This window comes from Erwinia rhapontici (genome assembly GCF_012271765.1).
Lineage (GTDB): Bacteria > Pseudomonadota > Gammaproteobacteria > Enterobacterales > Enterobacteriaceae > Erwinia > Erwinia rhapontici.
In genome coordinates this window covers 717243-729577 of record NZ_VRKO01000010.1, presented here as the reverse complement: position 1 = coordinate 729577, position 12335 = coordinate 717243, and the positions used below count along the sequence as shown (strand labels likewise).

The window sequence follows — 12335 nt, the reverse complement described above, 5'->3', positions numbered from 1 at the left end:
TTTAGGTGCGTTTCATGTGAATAAATTTTTCCACATCCGATCCGGCAAGCACCTCACAAAGCCCGTCCGTCAACGCTTTTAGCCCCGCTTCATCCTCACTGTCAAAGCGGTTATATTCCACACTATCAATGTCCAAAACACCAATAACACTGCCATTAACCACCAGCGGCAACACAATTTCTGCATTACTGGCGGCATCACAAGCGATATGTCCGGGGAATGCGTGCACATCATCAACGCGCTGAACGGTATTCTCTGCCACGGCCGTTCCACAGACACCACGCCCCACAGGAATACGCACACAGGCGATTTTCCCCTGGAATGGCCCCAGAACCAGCGTTTTTTCTTCCGTTAACAAATAAAAACCTGCCCAGTTAACCCCATCAAGACGTTCGTATAAAAGCGCGCTACAATTGCCCATCACCGCCAGAAAGCTGGTTTCGCCACTGAGTAAGGCACGCATATCACGATTGAGGTCGGTATAAAATTCTGCTTTTGTCATTGTTTAACCATTGTAGAAACGAAGACGACACCGTCAGGCTGCATCGCCCGAAAAATTAAGCATTAAAAAACCAGCGGATCAGATGAATCATTCTGTTAGTTACTATAACCTTAGAATTATCCGAATACTGAAGCATGGCTATACTGAGTCTTGCTCTCATGGCGTTAATCAGCCTAACCCTGCCCTGCACCTGCGCTGTTTGGGCTAAAGCACGATCGGGAATATGAAAATACACGCCATCAGTCATGCTCTGCCACAGGCACGTTATCAGCGATGTCCCCAATGTGATACCCTTTTTTCCTTACCAGATGTGAAATCACGCCAGTCAGCACACTGCCCGCGTTGCAATGCGCTTATCCTTAATGGACGTGACTGGTCAATGACGCGTCTGGCGGCCATGGCCGTCACCATGATGTTGCTGATGCCGTTCGCATTTAATGAATCGTTAATGTCGGTGCGTCTGCTGGGAACCAATATTTATGCCAGCCTGCTGGGCGGCATCATGCAGATGGCGCAACAGGGCGATGTGATCACCGCTGCGATGGTGGCGTTCTGTACCATTGGTGCACCGGTGACGCTGGTCGCCTCCATTGCTTACCTCTATTTTGGTGAAAAACTGGGCATGAACCTGCGCCCGGTGCTCCTGATGCTCGACCGCTTAAAAGAGTGGGTGATGCTGGATATTTATCTGGTGGGCGTCGCCATTGCCTCCATCAAGGTTCAGGACTATGCGGCGATTACGCCAGGCATTGGGCTGATTGCTTTCATTATATTGACGCTACTGAGCCTGCTGACGTTAATTCACCTGAATGTTGAACAGCTGTGGCATCGTTTTTATCCGCAGCCAAACCCCAATGTCCCCCTCGTACAATTGCAGGTTTGTCTGAGCTGCCACCACACCGGGGTCGCCGATGATCGTGGACGTTGCACACGCTGCCACACTCCACTGCGTTTTCGCCGCCACTTCAGCCTGCAAAAATCCTGGGCATCACTGATTGCCTCCATCGTGTTGCTGATCCCGGCAAACCTGCTGCCGATCTCAATCATCTATTTGAACGGCGCGCGTCAGGAAGACACGATTCTTTCCGGGATACTTTCGCTGGCCTCCGGTAATATTCCGGTGGCCGCCGTGGTGTTTATTGCCAGTATTCTGGTGCCCTTCACTAAGGTCATCGTGTTACTGACGCTGTTAATCAGCATTCACTTTAATTGCGAACAGGGGCTGAAAACCCGCATACGCCTGTTGCGCGTGGTGAAATGGGTTGGCCGCTGGTCAATGCTCGATCTCTTCGTTATTTCGTTAACCATGTCGCTGGTCAATCGCGACCAGCTTCTGGCTTTTACAATGGGACCCGCTGCGTTCTACTTCGGATCGGCGGTCATACTTACTATCCTTGCCGTTGAGTGGCTGGATAGCCGTTTACTTTGGGATGCTCATGCAACAGGAAACGCCGACTACACCGACTAGCGCACGCATCAAAAATCGGCGCAAAATATCGCCGTTCTGGTTGCTGCCCTTTATTGCGCTGCTGATTGCCGGCTGGCTGATCTGGACCAATTACCAGGAGCGCGGCACCACGGTCACCATCGATTTCGCTACCGCCGACGGTATTGTGCCCGGCCGCACGCCAGTGCGTTACCAGGGGGTGGAAGTCGGTCTGGTGCAGGGCATCAGCATGACTGACGATCTGCGCACCATTAAGATCAAGGCCAGTATTAAAAGCGATATGAAGGATGCGCTGCGTGAAGATACGCAGTTCTGGCTGGTCACGCCCAAAGCCTCACTGGCCGGTGTTTCCGGCCTGGATGCGCTGGTTGGCGGGAACTACATCGGGATGATGCCCGGTAAAGGCGAACCGCGCGAGAACTTTGTTGCGCTGGATACTCAGCCGAAATACCGCGTCAATACGGGTGAAATGATGATCCACTTACATGCCCCGGATCTCGGTGCATTGAACAGCGGATCGCTGGTCTATTTCCGCAAAATCCCGGTCGGACGCGTCTACGACTATAGCCTGAATTCGGGCAACAAGGGCGTGACCATCGACGTACTGATTGAACGGCGTTTCACTAATCTGGTGAAAAAAGAGAGCCGCTTCTGGAATGTTTCAGGCGTGAAAGCTGATGTCGGCCTCAGCGGTGCAAAAGTGCAGCTGGAAAGCCTGGCCGCACTGGTCAATGGCGCTATTGCTTTCGATTCACCAGAAACATCGGAGGCCGCGAAATCCGACGACACCTATGCCCTCTACCCTGACCTGGCGCAAAGCCAGCGCGGCGTGATGATTTCGCTCGATCTGCCAGATGGTAAGAATTTGAAAGAAGGCAGTACTCCGCTGATGTATCAGGGACTGGAGGTCGGCACGCTGACAAAAATGACGCTGCTGGACAGCGGCAAAGTCAGCGGTGAACTGACCCTCGACCCGTCCGTGACCAGCCTGATGCGCACGGGAACCCGCATTGAAATGCGTAGCCCGAAAATTAGCCTGAGCGATACCAGCCTCAGCAGCCTGCTGACAGGCAATACGCTTGAGCTGATCCCGGGTGACGGTGAGCCACAAAATCATTATACGGTCTTGCCAAGCAATGAATCGCTGTTACAGCAACCCAACGCGCTTGAGCTGACGCTCAATGCCCCGGAAAGCTACGGCATTGATGCCGGGCAGCCGCTGATGCTGCACGGAATGCGCATTGGACAGGTGATCAAGCGTACCCTGAATGAAAAAGGCGTAACCTTTAATGTTGCCGTGGCGGCCGAGTACCGCCATCTGGTGCATGGTGACAGCAAATTTATCATTAACAGCCGCCTGGATGTGAAGCTCGGCATAGACGGAATGGAAGTGCTGGGCGCCAGCGCCCGCGAGTGGGTCGACGGGGGCATTCGCCTCGATCCGGGTAACAAAGGCGCGGTGAAAACCCGTTATCCGCTGTATGCCAACAGCGAGAAAGCGGAGGAAGGCATTCTCGGTGACACTCTGCCCACCACCCTCACCCTGACCGCCAGCAGTCTGCCCGACATCCAGGCAGGTTCTGTGGTGCTTTTCCGTAAGTTCCAGGTGGGTGAGATTGTCAGCGTGAACCCTCGCTCCGATGCTTTCGACGTCAACGTACATATCAAGCCGGAGTACCGACGCCTGCTGACACAAAGCAGCGTCTTCTGGGCCGAAGGCGGTGCACGCGTGCAGTTGAACGGTAGCGGCCTGACCGTGCAGGCCTCACCGTTGAATCGTGCACTGAAGGGCGCCATCAGCTTTGATAATTTATCCGGTGCGGGCGTCGGTTTAACCCGTCAGGATAAACGCGTTCTGTATGACTCAGAGACCACAGCCCGCGCCGTGGGCAGCCAGATCACCCTGCGGACTTATGATGCCAGTAAGCTGTCAGCGGGTATGCCTATCCGCTATCTCGGTATCACCATTGGGCAGTTAGAATCACTGGCACTGGGGGCCGATAATAATCAGGTGATCGCCAAAGCGGTGCTCTACCCTGAATACGTGCAGGATTTCGCCCGTCTTGGCACCCGCTTCTCCGTGGTATCGCCGCAGATTTCGGCTGCCGGCGTTAACCACCTGGAAACCTTGCTTCAGCCTTATATCAACGTAGACCCGGGCAAAGGCCGAGCTCAGCGCACCTTTGAGCTCCAGGAATCCACCATCACCGATGCGCGTTATCTTGACGGACTGAATGTGGTGATGGACGCACCGGAAGGCGGTTCACTGTCGGTCGGTACGCCAGTGCTGTTCCGCGGCGTGGAAGTCGGTACGGTGACAGGGACATCACTGGGAGCAATGGCCGACCGCGTACAGATTACGCTGCGCATCAGTAAGAAATATCAACACCTCGTGCGTAATAACTCGGTGTTCTGGCTGGCATCGGGCTACAACCTGAAATTTGGGCTGATCGGTGGGGTGGTGAAAACCGGAACCTTCCAGCAGTTCATTCAGGGTGGTATCGCCTTCGCCACACCACCAACCGTGCCGCTGGCTCCGCAAGCCTCTTCCGGTAAACACTTCCTGCTGGAGGAAGAGGAACCGAAAGAGTGGCGCAAATGGGGTACCGCACTGCCACAGTAGTGGTGTAAACAGGGCAAAACACAGCGGGGCCTTATGTCGCAACATAAGGCCCCGCTCTTTATCCGCGACATTTTATAGGAAAAAAACAGATTTTTTTGGCTTCTTATTTTTTACCACTGTCATGACCATGCTAAACTGCAAGCACTTATTTCCCCTGGATTCAGCCTGTGTCTCACTCTTCCCGCGTCTATTTTCCGCAAGCCTTTCTCGATCAAATGCAGCAGTTACTGCCAGATAACACCGAATACGAACGTTTTCTCGCCATCAGTGAGCAACCTCTTCGCCGCAGCCTTCGCGTCAATACGTTAAAAATCAGCGTGGCGGACTTTCTCCTACAGGTGGCGCCGTATCAGTGGGCATTAACGCCGATTCCCTGGTGTGCAGAAGGATTCTGGATCAGCCGTGACGATGCCGACACGCTGCCGCTGGGCAGCACCGCTGAACACCTCGCCGGGCTGTTCTACATCCAGGAAGCCAGCTCGATGCTACCGGTCAGTGCACTGTTTTCCGGTGATACCTCTCCTGAGCGGATTATGGATATGGCGGCAGCGCCAGGTTCAAAAACCACGCAGATTGCTGCCAGGATGAAGAATCATGGCGCCATCCTTGCCAATGAATTCTCCGCCAGCCGCGTGAAAGTGCTGCACGCTAACCTTAGCCGCTGCGGCGTGAGCAATACCGCAATGACCCATTTCGATGGACGCGTCTTCGGCCCGGCGCTACCCGAGTGCTTTGACGCTATTCTGCTGGATGCCCCCTGCTCGGGTGAAGGTGTCATCCGCAAAGATGCGGACGCCCTGCGTAACTGGTCTGAAGCCAGCACCGCCGAGATTGCCGCCACGCAGCAAGATTTGATCAACAGTGCGTTTCATGCCCTGCGCCCGGGTGGCACGCTGGTTTACTCCACCTGCACCCTGAACCGCAGTGAAAATCAGCAGGTCATTACCTGGTTGCAGGAACAGTACCCGGATGCCGTAGAGATTGAACCCCTGAACTCGCTGTTCGAGGGAGCGGAAAAGGCGGCCACGTCGGAGGGTTTCCTCCATGTGTTCCCGCACATTTTCGACAGCGAAGGCTTCTTTGTTGCACGTCTGCGCAAAACGGCAAGCGTGCCTCCTCTGCCGGTGCCCGGCTATAAAGTGGGGAAACCGCCCTTCAGCCCGCTCAATCGTAAACAGCAGGAAGAGGTGATCGCCGCGGCGGCAAAATCGGGACTGCGCTGGGAAGATGACATGGCGCTGTGGCAGCGTGACAAAGAGCTGTGGCTGTTCCCGCGCGCGATAGAAGCATTGCTGGGCCGCGTACGTTTCTCTCGAATCGGCCTGAAGCTGGCAGAAACATTCCCGAAAGGTTACCGCTGGCAGCATGAAGCCGCTATCGCGTTGGCTGATCCGGCGGCACCTCATGCTATTGAATTGAGCAGCAGTGAAGCGGAAGAGTGGTATCGTGGGCGGGATATCTATCCTGAGCGTGAACTGCCGGGTGATGAGCTGATCATTTGTTATCAGCAGCAGCCGATTGGTATAGCCAAAAAGGTCGGTAGCCGCATTAAAAATAGCTACCCCCGAGAACTGGTACGCGACGGCAAGCTGTTCAGCGTGTAACTCACTGGCGGTTTTTCGGAGCCGCCATTGACGTTATGGCACGGCCAATTGGCACGATATTGAGGCATGGTTTATCGCAATTGCTTTAAAATGATGTCTTTCTGACCTTCACGGATTTCACAGAGATGAGCAAACGCAGGCAGTTTTATCTGACGCTGGCCCTGATTACCACAGGCAGTTTATTAATTATTGAGGTGCTGGCGCGACTGGTACATTTGATTATCGTGGGATAGGCGAGATAAGCAGACAGGAATACAAGGGCCATCACAGCCCCGATAACAGAATTATTTCAGTGCGCGCGGATTTTTACGCAGTGAACCACTCCAGCTAAAATCTTTCACTTCGCTCTCTTTTGCCGCAGACGGTTTACGCGGTTTCTTAGCCAGTACCACTTTGCTGCTTTCGCGCACAACGCGCTCTTTCATCACTAACCGCTTGGCCTCTTTGAGGATTTCTTTCTCTTCTTTCTTACTGGCGACGTGACTGAGTTTATCGGTCAACGTTTTAACCCGCTGCTCCACCAATACTTTTTCATCATCCGTAAACTGGTCGATGGAAATTTCTTTCTCGCTTTTCATGCAACAGGCTCCTGGCCAGTCATCAGTGTTACGGTTATCCGCAGCACCGGGCCACCTGACATCGTAGAGTGCCGGGCGATGATGCACAAGCCATGATGGCAGAAAGTGGGGTTGAATCGTCCTTATTTCATCATGAAACCCTCATGCTACGATATTTTGCGTGATTTCTTGCGGGTAAAAACCGTCAGGGGCTGCCTTTATGCGAGCAACACGCATTGCTCTGCCCTGCGGTTAAATGTAAACATAGTATAAAAATGATCATCAAGGGCTCGGCTCCGGCTGAGAGCCACGGAATCACCATCATGTCTGACAACGATGTTTACACTTCTTCCATGCTGTTTCGCATTCGGGGCGACATTGTGGCCACCGCTGAGGATGCACACGGTGAGGTCACCGTGATCGATAACAAGGTCTACCGCCTTCTGAGCTTTGACCGGGTTTTCGAGCAAAGCAAAATGCAGAAAAGCAACCCGATGATCCCCGTACATAAATACATTTGTGCCATGTTGATGGCTACGGCGCTGACTCCCGCGAACCGCATTCTGGTGCTGGGTCTGGGTGGCGGATGCCTGATACGACCGCTGTTTGCAGGTAACCCACAGATCGTCATTGATGCCGTGGAGCTGCGTCAGGTGGTGCTGGATGTTGCCCTGGCGCATTTTCACCTGCCGGTAACCCCAGATATTCAATATCGGGTGGAAGATGCCGCCGATTTCATGGCGCAGGCAGACCCTGCCCGCTACTCACTGATTTTTTCTGACCTGTATTCCGCCAGCGCCATTGTGCCACTGCAGTCTTCACGTGAGTTTTTGCGTCAATGCGCGCAAACGTTACAGCCCAACGGTTGGCTGGTACTGAACCATCCTCAGGCCCCGGATGAAGACTCCGCGTTTTCCGATGCACTCACAACCCTGTTTCGCACTGTGCTCTATTGCACCACGCCCAGTGGCAATGTGGTGATCTATGCCAGCGTCGGGCATTGCAGCACGCCGCTGACGCAACTGCGCGCCATGATGAAAGCCAGCGGCGAAGGGTATCAATCTGATTTCTCCCTGCTGGCGCATAAAATTTATCGCTGGCCTGGTCAACAGACCTGATACCGTTGCTTAGACTTCATTTCCTTTAAATTTTCCGGCGAACATTGCTGGTAACCGGAGCGTGGTCTATTTTTAGCGATCAAAGGGAATACGTTCATTACCGAGACCATAAACAGAGACAATAAAATGATCATTCAGGGCATTAGTAAGGGATTCTTTATCTTTATACTGGCGGCAACCACGCTGGCTTTTTTTCACATCCTGGGGCCTTATTTTTCGGCGATCCTCTGGGCCGCCATTCTGGCGATTATTTTCCATCCACTTAAAACCAAAATCAGAAAACATCTTGGCGATAAAAACGGCCTGGCATCGCTGCTGACGTTGTTGGTGATCTGCCTGATTGTATTTATCCCACTGGCCGTGGTCGCCTCCTCACTGGCGGTAGAGTTCAACGCCCTCTACAACCGTTTGCAGGGTAACCAGACCGAGCTCACCACGGTGGCAGCAAGCGTTATCAATCATTTGCCCGACTGGTTGCGTCACTTCCTGCAAGAAAACAACATGAACGATGCCAGTGCCATTCAGGAAAAGCTGTCTGGTGTGGCGATGAAAGGCGGCCAGTTCTTTGCGGGTAGCCTGATGATGATTGGTAAAAGCACCTTCAGCTTTGCCATCGGCTTTGGTGTGATGCTGTATCTGCTGTTCTTCCTTCTGAAAGATGGAGCCTATCTTGTCGGCCTGGCGCTGGATGCCATTCCGCTGTCGCAGTTTGTTAAACAACATCTGTTTGTGAAGTTTGCGGCAGTATCACGCGCAACGGTTAAAGGCACCATCGTCGTAGCTGCAGTACAGGGTGCGCTGGGGGGTATTGCATTCTGGTTTGCGGATATTCAGGGCAGTATTTTATGGGGGTCGCTGATGGCCTTCCTGTCACTGATCCCGGCGGTTGGTTCAGCGATTATCTGGCTGCCTGTGGTGCTGTATTTCTTCTTCACCGGTGCGATGGTGAAGGGCCTGGCACTGACGTTCTTCTTTGTGGTGGTCATCGGTCTTATCGATAACATCCTGCGCCCACTGCTGGTGGGGAAAGACACCAAGATGCCGGACTACCTGATTCTCATTTCGACCCTCGGTGGCATGGAAATCTATGGTCTCAATGGCTTCGTGATTGGTCCCTTGATTGCCGCGCTGTTTATCTCCTGCTGGAACCTGTTGTCCGGTAAGGACCATAAAGGCAATACCGATGGGATTGATCCTGACTTTATTGAAGAAGGTCAGACACATCAGGAAAATCAGGAGAGAGAGGGTCAGGAAAGAGAACAGCTGGAAAAAGAGAAGCTCGAGCACAAGAGCAAACCATAAACAACAACGGGGCTGAATCAGCCCCACTTTTTTCTATCGTGTTCACAAGAACGCTGACCGTTAGCACAACGATGACGGCTGACGTATTTGGGCACCGTGTGCTTGTTGTCGGCGGCAACTCTCAGGTATCCGACTGGCTCAATTGCTGATTAAGCGAATCAACGTTCCATCATGATCCACCAGAGCCGCCATTTTCAGCCCCGAGGGTTGTTCCACGGGCGGATGAATACGCGGGAAATCTTCGCACTTCTCCTCAATGCCGGCCGCCTGCAACACCGCATAAAACCCATCGAGATCATCCAGCCGCAGACAGCAGCTAAACCAGCTACTGTAAGGGTCAAGATCCTGATGCGGGAAAAACTCCAGCGTCAGGTCCCCACGCAGCATAATCAACCAGTACTCATCTTTATATTGCGTGGTAAAACCTATCTGACGATAAAAATGTTCTGTCTCAGTGAAACTCCGGGAGGGCAGATTAGGCGTGGCGCGATCGGTCATACGAGGTTCCTTGAGAGGCAGTGAGCAGCATTCCGCTGCAACGTCATTGCAGGGGCCAAATGTTGGCTTTACTCTTCGTTGGCGGCATCGTCTTTATAGACACGATTTCCGTACCACACCACCGCCGCCCCAATCAGCATCGCAACGATAACGTACGGGATCTTGTCCTCTTCCGTGCCCCCTATCCCGCCTGCCGAGAGAAAATACAGCCCGGCAATCAGCGCAAGGATCACCTTCTTCACATTGTTTATGGGTTTCATACAGATACTGCGTACCGCCCATGCACCCAACATCAATCCCAGCAGCCCCAACATGGTTCCCATCGCAATACCCTTTTGTACATGTGATTTATTGATATCGGGCATCGGAACCCGTGGCAGCGTAACGCCGCAGTGCAAGTTGCCCATGTAGCGGCAAGCCGTTGAAGATACTGCGTTATGTTAGGGGGAAAAGCAAACGGAGGTGGGGGCTTTAACATGGGGGGTTGATTTCATTATTAAGCATGTGAGTCCGCTCGCATTTTTATTGCCACCCACATTAATGATGTTAATATATATAAAATTGTTAATGGCTATAGGAAAGGGACGAAAAAAAATGTGGAAGTTGTCCATTATCTGTTCAGTTATTGGTTTTATTCAAGGTGTCGTGATGGTTTGGGCCGCTGACAGCGCCCCCCAACAAGCTGCCGGTGCAGCGATGGGCCTTGCATGGGCGGTGATCCCATACTGCATTTGTCGCGCTATTCAGCAACTGAAACCCCGTGAAGTGGTCATTAAGCAGGAGATTGTGAAGTGATAACCAGAGCCGTAACTACCCTTTCCGCTTTCGTCTTAACGATTTCAAGCTGTTATGCCAACATCTGGCACACAGCTTACCAAAACGATGAAATGCGTGGCACCGCACAGAAATATAATCAGAATGACTCGGAGAACAAAGTAAATTTTGAATTTCCCTATAACGGTGGTTCAAGTATGAGTATTGTTCTTCGCTCCAAAAAAATTGAACTCAAAGAAGGTCAAAAACCAGAAGACCTGGTCCCCACGGAAGCGATGCTTGTAATTAGTAAAGGACAGTTTTTGTGCAGTTCTTTTAGTGAATGCCATGTTTCGGTGAAGTTTGATAATGAAAAAGTTCAAAAATTTTCAATGGGCGGCGCAGCAGATGGCAGCTCTAATGTGATTTTCTTCAAGAACTCATCTGAATTTATCAAGAAGTTACAATCACATAAGACACTCTTTATTGAAGCTCCTTTTTTCCAGGCTGGTGATCAGCAGTTCAAATTCACTATAGATGGCTACTCGCCTTTACAGAAATAGCGATATGGAACAATAAAACCTTAAGCTTCAGTAAGAAACAGAGATCCCACAGCAGCAGTATCAGGAAAATTTTCTCGAAATTTCCACGGCTGACGTTGTTCAACGGGTTATTGGTGCCGGCTATGCGATTACTGCTGCTGAGGCTAATATCTACATCACGGCGCATCGCCAGATCGTTACTGAAGGTGTACACGGTTTCCACCTCTTCCGCGTCATTCATTAAACTGCCTTACAGGCCATCGAATCGGTGGCCTGTAGCTATGCATGTGTAGAGTGCATGGATCCGCATGTAGGATCCCCTGCCCCACACTCCTCACCACACCAGTTGCGGCGCAGCTTCGTGAGGATCGTGCAGTTGCATGAAATGAGGCCACTAAAGCGGGCAGGCGTGGCGGGGATAGCATTGCGCGCGAGGGGTGCAAACATGTATGCGAGCGATACAACAGCGCTGAAGCATATTGGATGGTATATACGCTTCTAAAAATGTTCCTACAGGCTTAAAATCAATGTGTTGGACATGTTTCTTGAGCGATGCAATTTTGAAGTGAAAAATTATCAATCACATGAGAATTTAGTCAGAGGGTGGATTATGGAAACTGATAACAACTTATCAATTTATATATCTATTGGGGGTTTTTTTATCTCGTGTTTGGGGTTTGTCAACACCTTACGTCAAGCCAGTATTACAAGAAGAAATGAAAAGTTAAGAGTTTACGACAAGGTCTATTTTGATGTGTGCGATTTACTTCTTTACGATTATAAATTAAAAACAAACACACCATATGTATCCGAGGATAAAACACTCGAACGTGCAGTAAACGAATATGAAAAACTTCATTGGCTTGAACAGCATTACGGCCCAGCTAAATACGATTATGTTGATTTCGAAAGTAGCAAGTCACTGATAGAATTTCACAGAAAGGTTGCAGATGAATATAGGGTGCATAACAGAAGCAAAGTGGAAATGTGGGATATGAATCAATCACCAGTTATGCACTTAGACAAAAAGGATTTTTTAGAGCGCTTTGATAGAGTAATGGGGCATGTAAAAGAAAATATTTCTTTCTTCTCTCCTTTCATTCGCACTCAATGGGAGAAGGCTGCTTTCATGAACCCTGATAATATTAAGGCTGAGTACGAGTCTCTCAAGCGAGTGAATGAATATAGTTGTGAAGAGTTTCAGGAGCGGGTTGATGATCCATTTCTTAATGTTTTTCTTTTTATCAGAAGCGAGCACAGAATTTTGAATCAAACACAATCCGATAAATTTGGTGAATTTTTTTATAACTTAAAATACTACTTTCCAAAAAAAATTTACAAGTGGAAAAAGAAACGAAAGCAAAGAGGATATAGCTCATAAAGAGCCAT

At 51.0% G+C, this 12335-nt stretch carries 13 protein-coding genes; 8 read left to right on the top strand and 5 right to left on the bottom strand.

The window, feature by feature from the left end; genetic code table 11:
- Position 1: 1 nt before the first annotated feature.
- Positions 2-502 carry a GAF domain-containing protein gene (locus FVB43_RS08590; protein WP_133841815.1) on the bottom strand — a complete coding sequence of 167 codons (501 nt, stop codon included), beginning with the start codon at positions 500-502 and terminating at the stop codon, positions 2-4.
- Positions 503-725: 223 nt separating this feature from the next.
- Here FVB43_RS08590 and yebS point away from each other — a divergent pair, with 223 nt between their 5' ends.
- The 3 genes from yebS to rsmF all read left to right on the top strand — a co-directional run bounded on the left by yebS (position 726) and on the right by rsmF (position 6176).
- On the top strand, positions 726-1970 hold the full coding sequence (gene yebS, locus FVB43_RS08585; protein WP_133841814.1) for a membrane integrity lipid transport subunit YebS: 1245 nt from the start codon (positions 726-728) through the stop codon (positions 1968-1970).
- Positions 1939-4572 carry a PqiB family protein gene (locus tag FVB43_RS08580; protein WP_159336532.1) on the top strand — a complete coding sequence of 878 codons (2634 nt, stop codon included), beginning with the start codon at positions 1939-1941 and terminating at the stop codon, positions 4570-4572. The genes yebS and FVB43_RS08580 overlap by 32 nt, the downstream gene beginning before the upstream one ends.
- A gap of 167 nt (positions 4573-4739) precedes the next feature.
- Positions 4740-6176 (top strand): 16S rRNA (cytosine(1407)-C(5))-methyltransferase RsmF, encoded by a 1437-nt coding sequence (gene rsmF / locus FVB43_RS08575; RefSeq protein WP_167863785.1) that lies wholly within the window; start codon positions 4740-4742, stop codon positions 6174-6176.
- 284 nt (positions 6177-6460) lie between these two features.
- On the opposite strand, the gene FVB43_RS08570 is transcribed toward rsmF, so the two are convergent.
- Positions 6461-6754, bottom strand: a complete 294-nt coding sequence (locus FVB43_RS08570) for a hypothetical protein (RefSeq protein WP_133841811.1) — start codon at positions 6752-6754, stop codon at positions 6461-6463.
- 302 nt (positions 6755-7056) lie between these two features.
- On the opposite strand from FVB43_RS08570, the gene FVB43_RS08565 reads away from it, so the two are divergent.
- Together FVB43_RS08565 and FVB43_RS08560 are read left to right on the top strand one after the other, a co-directional pair.
- On the top strand, positions 7057-7851 hold the full coding sequence (locus tag FVB43_RS08565) for a spermidine synthase (protein ID WP_167863784.1): 795 nt from the start codon (positions 7057-7059) through the stop codon (positions 7849-7851).
- A gap of 126 nt (positions 7852-7977) precedes the next feature.
- On the top strand, positions 7978-9153 hold the full coding sequence (locus FVB43_RS08560) for an AI-2E family transporter (protein ID WP_167863783.1): 1176 nt from the start codon (positions 7978-7980) through the stop codon (positions 9151-9153).
- Positions 9154-9291: 138 nt separating this feature from the next.
- Here the strand turns inward: FVB43_RS08560 and FVB43_RS08555 are convergent, their stop codons facing one another.
- A complete protein-coding gene (locus FVB43_RS08555) occupies positions 9292-9651 on the bottom strand; it encodes a bleomycin resistance protein (RefSeq protein WP_167863782.1) in 360 nt (119 codons plus the stop codon).
- Between the two features lie 68 nt (positions 9652-9719).
- Positions 9720-9974 (bottom strand): hypothetical protein, encoded by a 255-nt coding sequence (locus FVB43_RS08550; protein WP_167863781.1) that lies wholly within the window; start codon positions 9972-9974, stop codon positions 9720-9722.
- 325 nt (positions 9975-10299) lie between these two features.
- On the opposite strand from FVB43_RS08550, the gene FVB43_RS24590 reads away from it, so the two are divergent.
- Both FVB43_RS24590 and FVB43_RS08540 read left to right on the top strand, forming a co-directional pair.
- Positions 10300-10446 carry a hypothetical protein gene (locus FVB43_RS24590; RefSeq protein WP_242462126.1) on the top strand — a complete coding sequence of 49 codons (147 nt, stop codon included), beginning with the start codon at positions 10300-10302 and terminating at the stop codon, positions 10444-10446.
- Positions 10443-10967: a hypothetical protein gene (locus tag FVB43_RS08540; protein WP_167863780.1), complete on the top strand. Its 525-nt coding sequence runs from the start codon at positions 10443-10445 to the stop codon at positions 10965-10967. Before FVB43_RS24590 ends, FVB43_RS08540 begins: the two co-directional genes overlap by 4 nt.
- Here FVB43_RS08540 and FVB43_RS08535 read toward each other — a convergent pair.
- Positions 10936-11187 carry a hypothetical protein gene (locus FVB43_RS08535; RefSeq protein WP_167863779.1) on the bottom strand — a complete coding sequence of 84 codons (252 nt, stop codon included), beginning with the start codon at positions 11185-11187 and terminating at the stop codon, positions 10936-10938. The genes FVB43_RS08540 and FVB43_RS08535 overlap by 32 nt on opposite strands.
- 369 nt (positions 11188-11556) lie before the next feature.
- On the opposite strand from FVB43_RS08535, the gene FVB43_RS08530 reads away from it, so the two are divergent.
- Positions 11557-12327, top strand: a complete 771-nt coding sequence (locus FVB43_RS08530; RefSeq protein WP_167863778.1) for a hypothetical protein — start codon at positions 11557-11559, stop codon at positions 12325-12327.
- Positions 12328-12335: the final 8 nt, after the last annotated feature.